This is a genomic window from Pseudomonas sp. B7(2017) (assembly GCF_002112745.1).
Taxonomy (GTDB): Bacteria; Pseudomonadota; Gammaproteobacteria; order Pseudomonadales; family Pseudomonadaceae; genus Aquipseudomonas; species Aquipseudomonas ekonensis.
The window spans coordinates 363,976-382,022 of the sequence record NZ_NEIP01000001.1; the positions used below are offsets into that span (position 1 = coordinate 363,976).

The window sequence follows — 18,047 nt, forward strand, 5'->3', positions numbered from 1 at the left end:
GACTCCGCCGCCATTATGATCCGACTTCAGAACCTGACTTTACAGCGTGGCCCGCAGCGTCTGCTAGAAGACGCCGAGCTGACCCTGCACGCCGGCCATAAGGCCGGTCTCATCGGTGCCAACGGCGCCGGCAAATCCAGCCTGTTCGCCTTGCTGCGCGGCGAGCTGCACCCGGACTCGGGTGACTGCCTGCTGCCGGCCGACTGGCGCATCGCCCACATGCGCCAGGAGGTCGACACGCTCGAACGCCTGGCGGTCGACTACGTGCTCGACGGCGACCTGCGCCTGCGCCAGGTGCAGCGCGACCTCGCGGCGGCCGAAGCGGCCCATGACGGCGAGGCCCTGGCCCGCCTGCACGCCGAACTCGACAGCGCCGACGGCTACACCGCCGATGCGCGTGCGCGCAAGCTGCTGGCCGGCCTCGGGTTCACCAATGAGCAGATGGATCGTCAGGTAGGAGATTTCTCCGGTGGCTGGCGGATGCGTCTGAACTTGGCGCAGGCTTTGATGTGCCCGTCGGATCTGCTGCTGCTCGACGAACCGACCAACCACTTGGATCTCGACGCGATCATCTGGCTGGAGGAGTGGCTCAAGGGCTACCCCGGCACCCTGCTGCTGATTTCCCACGACCGCGACTTCCTCGATGAAGTCGTCGATCACGTGGCCCATGTCGACCAGCGCAAGCTGGTGCTCTACCGCGGCGGCTACACCGCGTTCGAACGCGCCCGCGCCGAGCGCCTGGCCCAGCAGCAACAGGCCTACGAGAAGCAGCAGGCGCAGCGTGCGCACATGGAAAGCTACATCGCCCGGTTCAAGGCCCAGGCCACCAAGGCCCGTCAGGCCCAGAGCCGGATCAAGGCCCTGGAGCGGATGGAAGAGCTGTCGGCGGCCCACGTCGATTCGCCGTTCGACTTCGTGTTCCGCGAGTCGACCAAAATCTCGAGTCCGCTGATCGACCTGTCCGACGCCCGCCTGGGCTACGGCGAAAAGACCATCCTGGAGAAGGTCAAGCTGCAGCTGACCCCGGGGGCGCGGATCGGCCTGCTCGGCCCCAACGGCGCGGGCAAGTCGACCCTGATCAAGAACCTCGCCGGCGAGCTCGCGCCGCTGGCCGGGCGCCTGACCCGCGGCGAGAACACCGTGGTCGGCTACTTCGCCCAGCATCAGCTCGACTCGCTGGACGCCAAGGCCAGCCCGTTGCTGCATCTGCAGCGTCTGGCGCCGACCGAACGCGAGCAGACCCTGCGCGACTTCCTCGGCGGTTTCGACTTCCGCGGCGGGCGGATCGACGAGCCGGTGCTGAACTTCTCCGGCGGCGAGAAAGCGCGCCTGGCCCTGGCGCTGATCGCCTGGGAGCGGCCGAACCTGCTGCTGCTCGACGAACCGACCAACCACCTGGACCTGGAAATGCGCCTGGCCCTGACCATGGCGTTGCAGGAGTTCAGCGGCGCCGTGCTGGTGGTGTCCCACGACCGGCACCTGCTCAAGAGCACCACGGACAATTTCTACCTGGTGGCGGACGGCAAGGTCGAAGAGTTCGACGGCGACCTCGACGACTACGCCCGTTGGCTGGTGGATTACCGCCAGCGCAACGCACCGGTCAGCAGCACGCCGGTGAACCCGGACAAGACCGACAAGAAGGCCCAGCGCCAGGCCGCCGCCGCGTTGCGCCAGCAACTGGCGCCGCACAAGCGCGAAGCCGACAAGCTCGAAGCGGAGCTGGGCAAGCTGCACGAGAAGCTCGCCAAGGTCGATGCCAGCCTCGGCGACAGCGACATCTACGACCCGGCCCGCAAGAACGAACTGCGTGACCTGCTGGCCGAACAGGCCAAGCTGAAAGCGCGGGAAGCCGAGCTGGAAGAGGCGTGGATGCAAGCGCTGGAAACCCTGGAAAGCATGCAGGCGGAGCTGGAGACGCTGTCTTGATGGAGGCGTTCAAGCTGCCGCTGCCGGCGGTGTGGGTCGAGCCGATCTGGCTCGGCGTGCAGATCCTGCTGATTCTGCTGGCCGCCTACTTCGCCCAGCGCTTCGTCGCCAAATGCCTGACCCGCCTGGGCGAGCGTTACCCGTTCCCGCCGCAGTTGCTGATGCCGCTGCGCGGCGGCCTGCGCTGGCTGATCATGGGCAGCGCGCTGATCTTCGTGCTGGAGCGCCTCGGGGTGTCGGCCACCGTGCTGTGGACGGCGCTGTCCGGTTTCGTCGCGGTGGCGGCGGTGGCGTTCTTCGCCATGTGGAGCGTGCTGTCGAACCTGCTCTGCGCGATCCTGATCTTCACCGTCGGCCCGTTCCGCCTGGGCGATGTGGTCGAGCTGGTGGACACCACCGACAAGCCCGGGGTGAAGGGGCGGGTGGTGGCGATCAACCTGCTGTACACCACGCTGATCGAGGCCGAGGAGCTCGGCACGGGCAGCGCCATGGTGCAGGTGCCCAACAGCCTGTTCTTCCAGCGTTCGGTGCGGCGTTGGCGGGGCAGCGATGTGTTTCCTTCCAGCGGGTTCGAGAAGTAAGTCTTCTGTCCTGCGTCGCCTGGGCTGGCGCCATTGCCAGCAGGCTGGCTCGCACAGGTCATGTGGCGTCGGCAAGGTGAAGGCGCCATCGGCCCGTAAACGTTGGTCGGCAAGCTGCAACATCCTGCAAAAAATCGGTGGTCATCCGCCCGGATCCGCATTAGCTTGGACGTCTGTCACGAGTCTGAGTCGAGGTGTGCGATGGAGTTTCAAACATGGCTGGCGTTCTTCGCCGCCTGTTGGGTGATCAGCCTGTCTCCGGGCGCCGGCGCGATCGCGTCGATGTCCAGCGGTCTGCAGTACGGTTTCTGGCGCGGTTACTGGAACGCCCTCGGCCTGCAGCTGGGGCTGGCCCTGCAGATCGCGATCGTCGGCGCCGGCGTCGGCGCGATCCTGACGGCCTCGGCCACGGCGTTCTACGCGATCAAGTGGTTCGGTGTGGCCTACCTGGTCTACCTGGCGGTCAAGCAATGGCGTGCGCTGCCCAGCGACATGAGCGACGATGCCGCCGTGCGGCCGATCGGCAAGCCGATGGCGCTGGTGTTCCGCGGGTTCCTGGTGAACATCAGCAACCCCAAGGCCCTGGTGTTCATGCTGGCGGTGCTGCCGCAGTTCATCGACCCTCATGCGCCGCTGCTGATCCAGTACCTGGTGATCGGCGCGACCATGATCTGCGTCGACCTGATCGTCATGGCCGGCTACACCGGCCTGGCCTCGAAGGTGCTGCGCCTGCTGCGCACGCCCAAGCAACAGAAGCGCATGAACCGTACCTTCGCCGGGCTGTTCATCGGCGCGGCGGCGTTCATGGCGACGCTGCGCAAAGCCGCCGCCTGAATCCTGCGGCCACAAAAAAAGGCGACCTGTTCAGGTCGCCTTTTTTTTGGCTCGGGATCCTTCCCCGCCGCGGGTGTTTCCCTGCGTCAGCGGGCAATCACTTGAGGATCACCGGCGCCGTGTCGCGCGGCAGGTTGTTGCGCTGCTGCGGCTCGCGCGGCTGCTCGTAACCGCCGCCGCCGAGTTGCATGCTCAGTTGCCCGGCCACGTCCTCGCCCAGCGCCTTGGACACGTCACGCACCACCCGCGGGCGGTTCAGCGAGATCTTGATGTCGCGGCCGTTCACCAGTTTGGTGTCCTGCGCTTCGCCCATCGCCGTGAAGGCCGAAGTGATCTCGTAGGTCTTGGTGTTGATCAGGCTGAAGTCCGCCACCAACGTCAGGCCCAGCACGGCCGAGTAGCTGTCGGTGTGGGCCAGCTCGTTCATGTCCTGGGTGAAGTCGATGTCCGACACGGTGCCGAACAGCACGTAGTCGGCGCCCTTGAAGTTACCCGCCTTGATCCGCTTGATGACGTCGTAGACGTCGCCCTTGGACGAGGCGGTGTAGGGCGTGCCCTGCACCAGTTGGAACATCCCGGTGCGCAGGATCTCACCCTTGATGTCGCCGGTGAATTTGCGCAGCTCGCCCTGCTCGATGTAGCTGGTGGTGGCCTCCAGCTCGTTGTAGCTCGAAGAGCCGCTCGCGCTGTAGTAACCCTCGCGGTAGTTGTTCTGGGCCGAAACGATGTGGATGTACTGCTCCACACGCTCCTGGTACGCCAGGTCCGTCACCGCGACTTTCGGGGCCGCTTGCGCGCCGAACGCGCAAGCCAGGGCCATCATGCCAATCCATGCGCGCATCGGTTAACGCTCCGTGGTTTTGCGGATCTCTTTTTCGTCCATCCACTCGGCCAGACCGCTTTCGACGTCGATCAGTTGCAGGCTGAATTTGTAGAAGACGTCCTTGTAGTCGCTGCTGCGCTTGACGATCGAGCTGATCGAGCCTTCCAGGCGGTACTTGGCGGCGATCATGTTGCCGGTCTTGGCCACGGTGCTCTTCTTGTACAGGCCGCTCTGGTTCTGCAGCTTGAGCTGGTCGACCTGGCTCTGCATCGCGGTGTTGTCGCTGGCGAAGCGGGCGGTGCCGGACTTCATCAGCTGGGTCTTGATGCTGGTGGTGATCTCGCGGGTGTCGATGTACTCGCTGGTCTTGTTCTTCACGTCGTAGACCTGAACCACAGGACGGCCCTGCAGGATGCCGGACTGGGCGAGGGAGCGGGTCATCGACTCGGCGATCATCTGCAGGTCGGTGGAGCCGAATTCGTTGGTCACGGTCTCGACGGCCTTGGTGTCGCCGTAGCTGATGTTCTTGCTGCCCAGGGTCGGCGAGGTGTTGGCGCAGCCGGTGGCCAGCAGGGCGAGGACGGCGATGCAGGAAAAGCGTGCAAACATGGGAATGCTCTCTAAATCGGGAATGGGGTGTCGGGCTTAAGGCGTCTTGAGTTCCAGGCGGAAGTCCACAGCCTTGGGCGTCGGGGCGATGGCCTGGATGAAGCTGGTCTGGGCGCCGTACATCATCTGGCTTTTCCAGACTTCTTCTTCGGCGACCGGGAAGCCTTCAGGGCCGAGCCAGGCGAAGCGGTAGTAGAACGTCTTGTTGCTGTTGAGGGTGTTGCTCAACTGCACGTTGACGGTCATGAAGCCGTTCTCGCGGGCCACGCGCATGGCGCCGACCACAATGTGCTTCTGCGGGCCCATGGCCACGACCTTGCTCGCGGCGCTGCCCGGTTCCGGTGGCGGCGGGGTGGCGCAGCCGCTCGCCAACAGGGCGAGGGCGGCGACGGCGAAGAGTTTGAAACGCATGCAAAGACTCCGTTCTTAAGGTTGTTTGAGGCTGGCCACGGCGGTGGCGTTGGCGCCCGGGATCACGTGGGCGGCGTTGCCGGCGGCGAACACCTGGCTGCCGACGGCGCGCAGAGTGATGACCTGGTATCGCTGATCGACGGTGACCTTGACCTGCGAGCCACCGGCCACGCTTGGCAGGGTCACCTGGTGCTCACCCTTCTTCAGGCGCAGGCGCACCACTTGGGTGGTGTCCGGCAACGTGCGCCACGTACGGGTATCGGCACCTTCGAGCACGGCTGAAGAGATGCCCACCGCCAGGCCCGCCAGCGGGTTGGTTTCGTTGAGCTTCTTCTGGGCCGCGCCTTTGGTGATCGCCCGCACGGCGGTGCGCACGATGATCCCCGGCATGTCGTCGCGCAGGGCGCGGCGGGACATGGCGGTGGTGCTGTTGAGGGCGGTGAGGTCCAGTTGCCGGCCGTCTACGCCGATCTGGGCGAAGGGGGCGGTGGAGGTGTCCGGCTTGATGACCGGGAACGACAGCGGGGTGATCACCAGGTTGTTGTCGATCGGCAGCGGCAACGGCACGCGGATCGAGTCGCGGGCCGGCGCCAGGCCGCTCTGCACCACGATCAGGATGTCGCTGTCGTCGGACTTGGCCGGCTTGTCGAGGTCGACCAGCGCCTGTTCCAGCAACGGTGTGTTCGGACGCAGCTCGGCGGCCTTGCGGTAGCCCGGCGCGGCCAGGTCCTTCTCGCCCAGCGCTTCATAGACGAAGCCGGCCAGGTAATGGCTGAACGCACTCTGGTAGCTGTTCTTCAGGCCGACCACTTCCGGCGCGTCGAGGCTGGCGACCGGGTAGCCCTGCAGATCCTTGTACTGGGTCTTGATGCCTTCCTTCTCGGCCTCTTCCTCGCTCTTGAGGTATTCCTTGTCGCGCAGCTCGGCGATCACCGCTTCGCGCTCGTGGGTCTTCTTGATCGCGGTGCGGGCGCCGTCGAAGTCGTTGACCGCCAGCAGGTTGAGGGCCATCTGGGTGGTCAGCATGACCTTTTCGTAGTCGTAGCCTTCGTAGCGGCGCACCTTGTCGTTGACCAGGAAGCTGCCGAACTGGGCCAGGTACTTGTCGGTGTCGAGCTTGACCGAGTCTTCCCACTTGCCCACCACCTGGTCGGCGGCGGTCCAGGCGCCCTGGCTGCCGGACAGGTCGCCCTTGGCGCGCAGCAGTTCGCCTTTCTCGAAGTAGTAGAGCAAGTCCTTGTCGGGACCGGTATTGTTCTTTTCCAGCAGGGTCAGGGCGGCGTCGACGTTGCCGGCGGCCAGTTGCTGGTTGGTCTGGGCCAGTTCGGAATCGTAGTTGCGAAACGCCGAACAGCCGGACAGCAGGGTGACGGCGCTGAGCGCGAGCAGGGTGGGAGCGCGGAATGCCATGGGGGTACTTCTTCCATGAGTGGCGACAGCCCCGGTGCGGGTCGGGCTGCAGGGACCGATCGGCAGGGGTGTTGGCGTCCTGCCGATTCCTCATCAAAAGAGGAGCTTTAATGCCGTTTCGCGATAGCGAGGGCGCGGCATTATAGGTCCGCGGTGCTGGCTATGTAATAGCTTTTTAATTTCACTAGTTAGTGAGGTGCCATTACTTGTGTCGTGTTCGATACCGCCTGCGGCGGCACGTAGGCCGCGCCGATGATGAACGCCAGATCGCCGAACGCCCGCAGGTTGATGACCTGATGATCCTGGTCGATGCGCACCGTGATCGGCGGCGTGCGCTTTGCGTTGGGCAGGACGAGGGTGTGCTCGCCCTTTTTCAGGCGCAGGCGCGCCACCAAGGTCTTGTCCGGCAGCGTGCGCCAGGTGCGGGTGTCGGCTTCCTCGAACGGATCCTTGGCGGTCACCGTCAGCGAGGCCTTGGCCGGGTTGCGCTCGTTTTCGTTGGCCTGCCCGATCGCGGCCATGTTGGCGCGGAACATCGCGGCGGAAATGATCGCCGGCATGTCGTCGCGCAAGGTGCGCACCGCCATGTCGGTGACGCTGTTGACCTGGGCCAGCGAGCGTTTGCGGCCGTCCACCGTGAGGTGGTCGAACTTGGGCGTGACCGCGTCCGGGATCATCACCGGAAACGAGATCGGCGCGACGATGACCAGGTTCTCGTTGAGCCGCACGGGAATCGGCACGGTGACGGACGCCCGGGCCGGCGCCAGGCCGCTCTGCACGACAATCAGGACATCGCTTTCGCCGGCCTTGGCCGGCGGTTTGTCGAGGTTGCGCAGCGCCTGTTCGAGAAAGGGGAGGTTGGGCCGCAGTTCGATCGCCTGCCGATAGCCCGGCGCGGCCAGGGTCCGTTCCCCCAGCGCTTCATAGGTGAACCCGGCCAGGTAATGGCTGAACGCGCTCTGATATCCGTTTTTCAGCTCGATGACCGCCGGCGCCTCCAGGGTGGTCACCGGATAGCCCTGCAGATCCTTGTAGTGCAGCCGGGTGCCTTGGGCCTTGGCCTGGTTCTCGACCTCTTCGTACTGCCGTTCGCGCTGGCTGGCGATCAGCGTTTCGCGCTCGTGGGTCTTCTTGATGTCGGCCCGCGCACCGTCGAAGTCATTCATCGCCAGTTGGTTGAGGGCCATCTGGGTGGTCAGCATGACCTTTTCGTAATCGTAGCCGTCGTAGCGCTGCAGCTTGTCGTTGACCAGCATCATGCCCATTTCCTTGTAGAAGCGGTTGAGCAGCTTCACCGGGGCGGACGGCACCGCTTCTTCGCGGCGGACAATCATCTGGTCGGCGCTGCGCCAGGTCGCCTGACTCTCCGGCAGGGCATTGCCGAGGCTGAGGACGGCGCCTTTCTCGAAGTAATAGAGCAGGTCCTTGTCTTCCCATGGGTTGTTCCGCTCGATCAGGTACAGCGCGTTGTCGAGGTTGCCCATCATCAGCTGGTCGTTGGTCTGCTGCATTTCCAGGTCGTAGTTGCGGTAGGCGGCACACCCGCCCAGTTGCGCCAGAAGGCTGAACAGCAAGGGAAGCAGCAGGCAGTGGCGCATGGGAAACGGTTCTTCCTTGAGCGTTGGGGTGGCGCATTATAGGGACGGGTGCTGGCCATGTGCTTTGCATCGGCAAGAAAGCTTGAGGGAAATGCGTTCGACGTGAACAATATGTAACTTCGCATTTCCATTTGAGACTCATTCATGACTGCCGCGTCCCGATTCCTGGCCTGGCTGGTGTTCCCGTTTTGCGTGCTGGGCAGCGTCGACCTGCTGGCCGATACCGTGGAAGGCGCGCCGCAGGCGCTGCACCTGCTCGATTACATCAGCGCCGACTACCCGCCGACGGTGGCGGCCGGCAAGGTCATCGACGACGCGGAATACCGTGAGCAGCTGGAATTCACCCAGGTGCTGCAAGGGCTGATCGCGGCCATGCCGGCCAAGCCCGAGAAGGCCGGGCTGGAGCAGGGCGTCAGCGCGTTGCGTGGGGCCATCGCGGCCAGGCAGGACGGCGCGGATGTCGCCCGCCAGGCCCGGCAGCTCGGCGCGCAACTGGCGGTGGCCTACGAGGTCAGCCAGGCGCCGGTGATCACCCCCGATCCGACCCGCGGCGCGCCGCTCTACGCCCAGCACTGTTCGGTCTGCCACGGCGAGACCGGCGCCGGCGACGGCCCGGCGGGCGTCGGCCTGACGCCGGCCCCGGCCAACCTGCGCGACGCCGTGCGCATGGATCGCCTGAGCCTGTACGCGATCTACAGCACCCTCGGCCAAGGCGTCGAAGGCACCGACATGCCGGCCTTCGCCGACCAGCTCGACGACCGTCAGCGCTGGGACCTGGCGACCTACATCGCCCAGTTCAGCGCTGATTCGGCCGTGCCGAAATCCGAAAAGACCTACAACATCGCCGACCTGGCCCGTCAGACCCCGGCCGAAGTGCAGGCGGCCGAAGGCCCGCAGGCCGCTGCGGTGTTCCGCGCGCAGCGGGCGCAGCCGCCGCAGGTCAAGCGCGGCCCGGCGCAGTTGCTCGACTACACCGCCGCGACCCTGGACAAAAGCCTCGCCGCCTATCGTGCCGGCGAACGCGACCAGGCCTACGACCTGTCGGTGGCCGCCTATCTCGAAGGCTTCGAACTGGTCGAAAGCTCCCTGGACAACGTCGACGCCAACGTGCGCAAGGACACCGAGAAGTCCCTGATGGCCTACCGGCAGTCCCTGCAGGACGGCTTGCCGGTGGCCCAGGCCGAACAGCGCCTGGACGCGGCCAAGGCCAAGCTCAAGGCGTCCGCCGGCCTGCTGGGCAGCGATGGCCTGAGCTGGTCGCTGAGCTACATTTCCGGGCTGCTGATCCTGCTGCGCGAAGGGCTGGAAGCGATTCTGGTGCTGGCGGCGATCCTCGCGTTCCTGCGCAACACCGGCCAACAGTCGGCGGTGCGCAGCGTCAATGCCGGTTGGGGCCTGGCCTTGCTGGCCGGCCTCGGCACCTGGGCGCTGGCGGCATACGTGATCGACGTCAGCGGTTCCCAGCGCGAGCTGCTCGAAGGCGCCACCGCGCTGTTCGCCGCCGTGATGGTGCTGTGGCTCGGAGTGTGGATGCACGACCGCCGTCACGCGGCGGCCTGGCAGGACTACATCAAGCAAAGCCTGGTGGGCGGCGGCGGGCGCTTCGGTTTCGCGGTGCTGGCGTTCTTCTCGGTGTACCGCGAACTGTTCGAGGTGATCCTGTTCTACGAAACCCTGTGGCTGCAGGCCGGCCCCGCCGGGCATGACGCCGTGCTGGCGGGCGGCGCCACGGCGCTGGTGCTGCTGGTCGGCTTGGCGTGGGTGATCCTGCGCGGCTCGGCGAAACTGCCGCTGGCGCTGTTCTTCAGCATCAACGCCGGCCTGCTGTGCGCATTGTCGGTGGTGTTCGCCGGGCATGGCGTGAAGGCGTTGCAGGAGGCGGGCATCTTCGGCACGCGGCCGGTGGCGTTCTTCGAGTTCGACTGGTTGGGGATCCATGCCGACGCCTACTCGCTGACGGCCCAGGCCGTGGCGATCGCGGCGATCATCATTCTTTACGGCCGCAGCCGGGTGGCGGAGAAGCGGCGGGCGACGGCCTGACCCCAGAAGGCAGGGTGGCGAAGGAGCAAGCTCCCTCGCCACAAAGGGGCGCTTGCGCTCAGGCGTCGTTCTCGTGGGTCAGTTCCAGCACGCGGTCGACCAGCTTGTTGATCCCCGAAGCCGCCTCGCCGATCGATTTCGCCAGCATGTAGGCCGGGGTGGTCACCAGTTTGCGTGCCTTGTCTTCGACGATGTCGGTCACCGCGCAGTCTTCGTGGGTGGCGCCCATCTTGCCGATGGCCGCTGCGGTGTCGGCGTCGTTGCCGATGGTGCAGGTCACGCCCGGGCCGTAGATCTTCGCCGCCAGCGCCGGCGAGATGCAGATCAGCCCCACCGGCTTGCCCGCTTCGGCAAAGGCTTCGGCCAGGGCCAGCACCTCAGGCTGCACGGTGCAGCCGGGGCCTTCGACGGCGAAGTCGGACAGGTTCTTCGCCGCACCGAAGCCGCCGGGCACGATCAGCGCGTCGAAGTCCTCGACGTCGGCCTCGCGCAGGTCCTTGACCTCGCCGCGGGCGATGCGCGCCGACTCCACCAGCACGTTGCGCGACTCGGGCATCTCTTCGCCGGTCAGGTGGTTGATCACATGCCGTTGCGCGATGTTCGGGGCGAAGCACTGCACCTGGGCGCCGCGCTGGTCGAGGCGCAGCAGGGTGATGACGCTTTCGTGGATCTCGGCGCCGTCGTACACGCCGCAGCCGGACAGGATCACTGCGATTTTCTTGCTCATGGGGCTTTCTCCAGATTCATGGCGTTAAATGTCCACTAATTTGTCACTCGTTGCCATAGGGATAATTCGCGGCTACACCTAGGATCTGTCCTCAAAGATCACGATCAGGGCGCGTCATGGATTTCATTCTGTATGCGGTACCGTTCTTCTTTGTGCTGATCGCGGCGGAGCTCGTCGCCGACCGCTGGCGCGGGGTGAGCAACTACCGCGTGGCCGATGCGGTGAACAGCATCAGCACCGGCGTGCTGTCGACCACCACCGGCCTGTTGACCAAGGGCGTGGGGCTGGTGACCTATGCGTTCGCCCTGGATCACATGGCCCTGCTGCGGCTGCCGGCCGACAGCGTCTGGGTCTGGGTGTTCGCCTTCGTGTTCTATGACTTCTGCTACTACTGGCTGCACCGCATGGGCCATGAGCGCAACATCCTGTGGGCCGCCCACTCGGTGCATCACCAGAGCGAGGACTACAACCTTTCCACGGCCCTGCGCCAGACCAGCACCGGGTTCCTGTTGAGCTGGATCTTCTACCTGCCGATGGCGCTGGCCGGGGTGCCGCTGCCGGTGTTCGTCAGCGTGGCGGCGCTGAACCTGCTGTACCAGTTCTGGGTGCACACCCGGCACATCCCCAAGCTCGGCTGGTTCGAGTGGTTCTTCGTCACGCCGTCCAACCATCGGGCCCACCATGCGCAGAACGCTCTCTATATGGACCGCAACTACGGCGGGGTGTTCATCGTTTGGGACAGGCTGTTCGGCTCGTTCCAGGAAGAGGACGACAACGAACCGGTGATTTTCGGCGTGACCACGCCGCTGGCGAGCTGGAACCCGCTGTGGGCCAACCTGCAGTTCTATGCGCAATTGTGGGACGACGCGCGACGCACGCGCAGCAGATGGGACAAGCTGCGGATCTGGTTCATGCGCACCGGCTGGCGCCCGGCGGACGTGGCGGCGCAGTACCCGATGAGCAAGCCGGACCTGAGCCAGTTCCGCAAGTTCGAGGTGCCGCTGGACGGCCGCCAGCAGTGGTACGTGGTGCTGCAGTTCGGCGTCTACATTGCGTTGGGCAGCTACCTGATGAACCTTGAGCACAGCCTGCCCGCCGGTGCGCTGGTGCTCGGCTGGGGCGCGGTGGCGCTGGGGCTGTTCGCGTTGGGCACGGCGTTGGAGAATCGCCCGTGGGCGTTGCGGGTGGAGCTGCTGCGGCTGGCCTCGAACCTGCCGCTGGTGTGGCTGGCGCCGCTGGTGGGGCTGTGGCCGGCCAGCCCGGTGGCGTGGATCGGCCTGCTCAGTTACACCTTGCTCAGCGGCATCGGCCTGTACTGCTGCCGCCAGCGACTCACTCGGCTGGCGTCTTAGGCGTCTTGGTCTCGGCCGCGCTGGCCAGTTCGGCCTTGCGCCGCTCGGCCTTGGCGGCCTGTTCGTCTTCGTAGACCTGCTTGGCCAGCCGCGCATTCTTGAAGCGTCGGCGCAGCCACAGCAGCAGGCCCAGCACCAGCAGGCCGCCGAGCACCCACAGTTCGTACTTCTTGATGCTGCCCAGCATGCCTTCGAGCACGGCGCCGAAGTGATACGCGGCGGCGGCCAGCGCGGCGGCCCAGATGGCCGCGCCGATGCCGTTGAGCAGCAGGTAGCGTCCCGGCGGATAGCCCGACAGGCCGATCGCCACCGGCATCACGGTGCGCAGGCCGTAGACGAAGCGGAAGCTCAGCACCCAGATGTCCGGATGCTTGCGGATGTGCTCCAGCGCCCGGTCGCCCATCATCTGCCAGCGCGGCTTGCGCGCCAGCAGCTTGCGCCCGTGCTTGCGGCCCAGGAAGTACCACAGCTGGTCGCCGGCGTAGCTGCCGAAGAACGCCACGACCACCACCAGGTTGATGTCCATGTAGCCACGGAACGCGAGGAAGCCCGCGAGCACCAGGATGGTTTCGCCTTCGAAGAACGTGCCGAGAAACAAGGCAAAGTAGCCGAAGTCATGCAGAAGTTGTTGGAGCATTGTCTGGGTGCTGGCGAAATGAACGCGCAGCCTAACCCTTCGGACACATTCAGGAAAGTGTCGAAATGTGTCTCGACGTGAACAATTCCTACACTGACAATGGAATGCGACTACCTGTCACAGGGGTGCACATAACTGTAATACGACCGTCATAATGGCCGCTTATAACTGTCACGCTCGCCCGTCTGCGCGGGCTCAGGAGTCTGCCGTGAGCTTTACCCCTGCCAACCGCTTGTTCCCAGCCACCCGCCTGCGCCGCAACCGCCGTGACGGGTTTTCCCGTCGGCTGGTGCGTGAAAACGTGTTGACGGTCGACGACCTGATCCTGCCGGTGTTCGTGCTCGACGGCGAGAACCGCCGTGAAGCCGTGGCCTCGATGCCGGGTGTGGAGCGCCTGACCGTCGACCTCCTGCTGGAAGAGGCGGCCAAGTGGGTTGAGCTGGGCATTCCGGCGCTGGCGCTGTTCCCGGTCACCCCGCCCGGGCTCAAGTCCCTCGACGCCGCCGAAGCCTGGAACCCCGAAGGCATCGCCCAGCGCGCCACCCGGGCCTTGCGTGCGCGGTTCCCGGAACTGGGCGTGATCACCGACGTCGCCCTGGATCCGTTCACCACCCACGGCCAGGACGGCATCCTCGACGAAAGCGGCTACGTGCAGAACGACATCACCGTCGATGCGCTGGTCAAGCAGGCGTTGTCCCATGCCGAGGCCGGCGCCCAGGTGGTGGCTCCGTCGGACATGATGGACGGGCGCATCCAGGCGATCCGCGAGGCCCTGGAAGTGGCCGGCCACGTCAACGTGCGGATCATGGCCTACTCGGCCAAGTACGCCAGTGCCTATTACGGGCCGTTCCGCGACGCGGTGGGCTCGGCGGCGAACCTGGGCAAGGCCGACAAGGCCTCCTATCAGATGGATCCGGCCAACAGCGACGAAGCCCTGCACGAAGTGGGCGCCGACTTGTCTGAAGGCGCGGACATGGTGATGGTCAAGCCGGGCATGCCGTACCTGGACATCCTGTTCCGGGTGAAGGATGCCTTCAAGGTGCCGACCTTCGTCTATCAGGTCAGCGGCGAATATGCCATGCACATGGCGGCGATCCAGAACGGCTGGTTGAGCGAAGGCGTGATCCTCGAATCCCTGACCGCCTTTAAACGTGCGGGCGCTGATGGCATCCTGACTTACTTTGCTGTCCGTGCCGCCCAATTGTTACGAGAGCAGAAATAGCCCTCCCAGGAACATTCGATGAATACCGAAGGACTCACTGAAGTTGCCGTAAAAGACGCTCAACCTGTGGTCGAGCAGATCACCGAGACGCCACCGGAGCTCGAGCCCGCGCCACCCGCGCCGGCCGCCGAAGCCGCCGCGGCCCCGGTGATCGCGATTCCGGGCCTGGATGACAGCAGCCTGTACATCCACCGGGAATTGTCGCAACTGCAGTTCAACATCCGCGTGCTGGAACAGGCGCTGGACGAGTCCTATCCGTTGCTGGAGCGGCTGAAGTTCCTGCTGATCTTCTCCAGCAACCTCGACGAATTCTTCGAGATCCGCGTCGCCGGCCTCAAGAAGCAGATCACCTTCGCCCGTGAGCAGGCCGGCGCCGACGGCCTGCAGCCGCACCAGGCCCTGGCCCGGATCAGCGAACTGGTGCACGGTCACGTGGACCGCCAGTACGCGATTCTCAACGACATCCTCCTGCCGGAGCTGGAAAAGCACCAGATCCGCTTCATCCGCCGGCGCTACTGGACCACCAAGCTCAAGACCTGGGTGCGCCGCTATTTCCGCGACGAGATCGCGCCGATCATCACCCCGATCGGCCTCGACCCGACGCACCCGTTCCCGCTGCTGGTGAACAAGAGCCTGAACTTCATCGTCGAGCTCGAAGGCATCGACGCCTTCGGCCGCGACTCGGGCCTGGCGATCATCCCGGCGCCGCGCCTGCTGCCGCGGATCATCAAGGTGCCGGAAGAGGTCGGCGGCCCGGGCGCCAACTACGTGTTCCTGTCGTCGATGATCCACGCCCACGCCGATGACCTGTTCCAGGGCATGAAGGTCAAGGGCTGCTACCAGTTCCGCCTGACCCGCAACGCTGACCTGGCGCTCGACTCCGAAGACGTCGAAGACCTGGCCCGGGCCCTGCGCGGCGAGCTGTTCTCGCGCCGCTACGGCGACGCGGTGCGCCTGGAAGTCGCCGACACCTGCCCTAAGCATCTGTCCGACTACCTGCTCAAGCAGTTCAACCTGAGCGAGACCGAGCTGTATCAGGTCAACGGCCCGGTCAACCTGACCCGCCTGTTCAGCATCACTGGCCTGGACAGCCATCCGGAGCTGCAGAACGCCCCGTTCACCCCGCAGATCCCCAAGCTTCTGCAGAACAGCGAGAACATTTTCAGTGTGGTCAGCAAGCAGGACATCCTGCTGCTGCACCCGTTCGAGTCGTTCACGCCGGTGGTGGATCTGCTGCGCCAGGCGGCCAAGGATCCGCACGTCCTGGCGGTGCGCCAGACCCTTTACCGCTCCGGCGCCAACTCGGAAATCGTCGATGCCCTGGTGGACGCGGCGCGCAACGGCAAGGAAGTGACCGCGGTCATCGAGCTGCGCGCGCGCTTCGACGAAGAGTCCAACCTGCAGCTGGCCAGCCGTCTGCAGGCGGCCGGCGCGGTGGTGATCTACGGCGTGGTCGGCTTCAAGACCCACGCCAAGATGATGTTGATCCTGCGCCGCGAGCAGGGTGAGATCGTGCGCTATGCCCACCTCGGCACCGGCAACTACCACGCCGGCAACGCCCGCCTTTACACCGACTACAGCCTGCTGACCTCCGACGATGCCCTGTGCGAAGACGTCGGCAAGCTGTTCAGCCAACTGATCGGCATGGGCAAGACGCTGCGCATGAAGAAGTTGCTGCATGCGCCGTTCACGCTGAAGAAGGGCATGCTCGACATGATCGCCCGCGAGACGCAGTTCGCCCTCGACGGCAAGCCGGCGCACATCATCGCCAAGTTCAACTCGCTGACCGATCCGAAGATCATCCGCGCGCTGTACAAGGCCAGCCAGTCCGGCGTGCGCATCGACCTGGTGGTGCGCGGCATGTGCTGCCTGCGTCCGGGCATCGCCGGGGTATCGCACAACATCCACGTGCGTTCGATCATCGGCCGCTTCCTGGAGCACACCCGGGTGTTCTATTTCCTCAACGGCGGCGAGGAGCAGATGTTCCTCTCCAGCGCCGACTGGATGGAGCGCAACCTCGACAAACGGGTCGAGACTTGCTTCCCGGTGGAAGGCAAGAAGCTGCTGACCCGGGTCAAGAAGGAGCTGGAGCTGTACCTGACCGACAACACCCACAGCTGGAGCCTGCAGTCGGACGGCCGCTACATCCGCAACACGCCGACGGGCAACCAGAACCCGCGCAGCGCCCAGGCGACGCTGCTGGAGCGGCTGGGCAGCCCGATCCTGCCGGTCAGCAGCTGACCGACGGCCAGGCACAAAAAAGGCGATCCCTCGGGATCGCCTTCTTGTTTCGCCGGTTTCCTGTGGCGGGTCGGTCGCCACCGGTCAGTGGACAGTCAGCACGATCCCGACCCGCGTCAGCCACTCCGCCTCCAGGGCAAAGTCCGCTTGGGTCAGCTGGTTGTCGTCCAGCCAGTGTTCCGGGAACTCCACATCGAGGGTGTCGCCGTTGGCGTGCAGCGCCACTTGCGGCATCGCCTGGGTGCCGCGGATGTGGTGGAACAGGATGGCGAAGCGCAGCAGCACGCACAGGCGGATCAGCTTGATGCCGTCGTCGTCGAACTCGGCGAACTTGTCCTTGGGGATGTTGCGGCGGTGGCCGCGCACCAGCAGCGCCAGCATCTGCTGGTCCTCGCGGGAGAACCCGGCCAGGTCCGAGTGCTCGATCAGGTAGGCGCCGTGCTTGTGGTAGTGGTAGTGGGCGATGTCGAGGCCGACTTCGTGCACTTTCGCCGCCCAACCCAGCAGTTCGCGCCAGATGCCGTCCTCCAGGTCCCAGTCCGCGGCGACCTGGTCGAAGGCGTGCAGGGCCTTGCGCTCGACCCGCGCCGCCTGTTCCAGGTCGACGTGGTAGCGCTCCATCAGCGACGTCAGGGTGCGCTCGCGCACGTCTTCGTGATGGTGGCGGCCCAGCAGGTCGTACAGCACGCCTTCGCGCAGCGCGCCTTCGCAGTGATCCATGCGCTTGAGTTCGAGGGCGTCGAAGATCGCCTCGAGAATCGCCAGGCCTGCCGGGAAGATCGCCCGGCGGTCAGGCTTGATGCCTTCGAAGTCGATCTTGTCCGCGTCGCCGAGCTTGAACAGCCGGCGCTTGAGCCAGGCCAGGCCTTCGGCGTTGACCTCGCCCGAACCGTGGCCGCCGGCCTTCAGCGCCAGGCCGATGGCGCGGATGGTGCCCGAGGAGCCGATGGCCTCGTCCCAGGTCAGGCGGTGCAGGGCGTGCTCGATGCTCATGATCTCCAGCCGCGCCGCCGTGTAGGCCTGGGCGTAGCGGGCCGGGGTGATCTTGCCGTCCTTGAAGTAGCGCTGGGTGAAGCTGACGCAGCCCATCTGCAGGCTTTCGCGCAGCAGCGGCTCGAAACGCTGGCCGATGATGAATTCGGTGCTGCCGCCGCCGATGTCGGCCACCAGGCGCTTGCCCGGCGTGTCGGCGAGGGTGTGGGAGACGCCCAGATAGATGAGGCGCGCTTCTTCGCGGCCGGAGATGACCTCCACCGGATGGCCGAGGATCTCTTCGGCGCGGTGGATGAACTCGACGCGGTTGCGCGCCTCGCGCAGGGCGTTGGTGCCGACGATCCGCACGGCGCCCAGGGGCATGCCGTTGATCAGTTGGGCAAAGCGCTTGAGACAGTCGAGCCCGCGCTGCATGGATTCTTCGTTGAGGTGGCGCTCTTCGTCGATGCCGGCGGCGAGCTGGACCTTCTCCCCGAGGCGTTCGAGAATGCGGATCTCGCCGTTCTGGGCCTTGGCCACGACCATGTGGAAGCTGTTGGAGCCCAGGTCGATCGCGGCGATCAGGGACAGATTCTTGGCTTGGTTCTGGGGCATGGTCAGGGGGTCTCGGTCGATAACCCCGACATCGTGCCACGATCAAACG

15 protein-coding genes are annotated in these 18,047 nt (G+C 65.4%); 7 read left to right on the forward strand and 8 right to left on the reverse strand.

Annotation, left to right across the window (positions count from 1 at the left end; genetic code table 11):
* Positions 1-15 precede the first annotated feature (15 nt).
* From CAG29_RS01725 to CAG29_RS01735, 3 genes are all read left to right on the forward strand, one after another.
* Positions 16-1,926 (forward strand): ATP-binding cassette domain-containing protein, encoded by a 1,911-nt coding sequence (locus tag CAG29_RS01725; protein ID WP_085693797.1) that lies wholly within the window; start codon positions 16-18, stop codon positions 1,924-1,926.
* Positions 1,926-2,507, forward strand: a complete 582-nt coding sequence (locus CAG29_RS01730) for a mechanosensitive ion channel family protein (RefSeq protein WP_085581127.1) — start codon at positions 1,926-1,928, stop codon at positions 2,505-2,507. Before CAG29_RS01725 ends, CAG29_RS01730 begins: the two co-directional genes overlap by 1 nt.
* Positions 2,508-2,708: 201 nt before the next feature.
* The gene (locus CAG29_RS01735; protein ID WP_085581125.1) at positions 2,709-3,341 is read left to right on the forward strand and encodes a LysE family transporter; all 633 of its coding nucleotides are present in this window, start codon (positions 2,709-2,711) and stop codon (positions 3,339-3,341) included.
* A gap of 97 nt (positions 3,342-3,438) precedes the next feature.
* Here the strand turns inward: CAG29_RS01735 and CAG29_RS01740 are convergent, their stop codons facing one another.
* The 5 genes from CAG29_RS01740 to CAG29_RS01760 all read right to left on the reverse strand — a co-directional run bounded on the left by CAG29_RS01740 (position 3,439) and on the right by CAG29_RS01760 (position 8,192).
* Entirely contained in the window at positions 3,439-4,182 is a 744-nt protein-coding gene (locus CAG29_RS01740; RefSeq protein ID WP_085581123.1) for a penicillin-binding protein activator LpoB, read from the reverse strand.
* A gap of 3 nt (positions 4,183-4,185) precedes the next feature.
* Entirely contained in the window at positions 4,186-4,773 is a 588-nt protein-coding gene (gene lpoB / locus CAG29_RS01745; RefSeq protein ID WP_085581121.1) for a penicillin-binding protein activator LpoB, read from the reverse strand.
* A gap of 36 nt (positions 4,774-4,809) precedes the next feature.
* Positions 4,810-5,184, reverse strand: a complete 375-nt coding sequence (locus CAG29_RS01750; protein ID WP_085581119.1) for a YcfL family protein — start codon at positions 5,182-5,184, stop codon at positions 4,810-4,812.
* Positions 5,185-5,199: 15 nt separating this feature from the next.
* Complete coding sequence (locus tag CAG29_RS01755; RefSeq protein WP_085581117.1) at positions 5,200-6,594, reverse strand: COG3014 family protein; 1,395 nt, start codon at positions 6,592-6,594, stop codon at positions 5,200-5,202.
* Between the two features lie 188 nt (positions 6,595-6,782).
* On the reverse strand, positions 6,783-8,192 hold the full coding sequence (locus tag CAG29_RS01760) for a COG3014 family protein (protein WP_085637120.1): 1,410 nt from the start codon (positions 8,190-8,192) through the stop codon (positions 6,783-6,785).
* Between the two features lie 144 nt (positions 8,193-8,336).
* On the opposite strand from CAG29_RS01760, the gene CAG29_RS01765 reads away from it, so the two are divergent.
* The gene (locus CAG29_RS01765; RefSeq protein ID WP_085630143.1) at positions 8,337-10,232 is read left to right on the forward strand and encodes an FTR1 family protein; all 1,896 of its coding nucleotides are present in this window, start codon (positions 8,337-8,339) and stop codon (positions 10,230-10,232) included.
* 58 nt (positions 10,233-10,290) lie between these two features.
* Here CAG29_RS01765 and elbB read toward each other — a convergent pair whose 3' ends face one another.
* Entirely contained in the window at positions 10,291-10,959 is a 669-nt protein-coding gene (gene elbB, locus CAG29_RS01770; protein ID WP_085581111.1) for an isoprenoid biosynthesis glyoxalase ElbB, read from the reverse strand.
* Positions 10,960-11,075: 116 nt separating this feature from the next.
* On the opposite strand from elbB, the gene CAG29_RS01775 reads away from it, so the two are divergent.
* The gene (locus tag CAG29_RS01775; protein WP_085581109.1) at positions 11,076-12,311 is read left to right on the forward strand and encodes a sterol desaturase family protein; all 1,236 of its coding nucleotides are present in this window, start codon (positions 11,076-11,078) and stop codon (positions 12,309-12,311) included.
* Here the strand turns inward: CAG29_RS01775 and CAG29_RS01780 are convergent.
* Complete coding sequence (locus CAG29_RS01780) at positions 12,292-12,948, reverse strand: DedA family protein (protein WP_085581107.1); 657 nt, start codon at positions 12,946-12,948, stop codon at positions 12,292-12,294. The two genes, CAG29_RS01775 and CAG29_RS01780, sit on opposite strands and share 20 nt — an antisense overlap.
* A 208-nt stretch (positions 12,949-13,156) precedes the next feature.
* Here CAG29_RS01780 and hemB point away from each other — a divergent pair, with 208 nt between their 5' ends.
* On the forward strand, positions 13,157-14,170 hold the full coding sequence (hemB, locus tag CAG29_RS01785; RefSeq protein ID WP_085581105.1) for a porphobilinogen synthase: 1,014 nt from the start codon (positions 13,157-13,159) through the stop codon (positions 14,168-14,170).
* Between the two features lie 18 nt (positions 14,171-14,188).
* Complete coding sequence (ppk1, locus tag CAG29_RS01790) at positions 14,189-16,411, forward strand: polyphosphate kinase 1 (protein WP_085581103.1); 2,223 nt, start codon at positions 14,189-14,191, stop codon at positions 16,409-16,411.
* A gap of 84 nt (positions 16,412-16,495) precedes the next feature.
* Here ppk1 and ppx read toward each other — a convergent pair whose 3' ends face one another.
* A complete protein-coding gene (gene ppx, locus CAG29_RS01795; RefSeq protein WP_085581101.1) occupies positions 16,496-17,998 on the reverse strand; it encodes an exopolyphosphatase in 1,503 nt (500 codons plus the stop codon).
* Between the last annotated feature and the right edge of the window lie 49 nt (positions 17,999-18,047).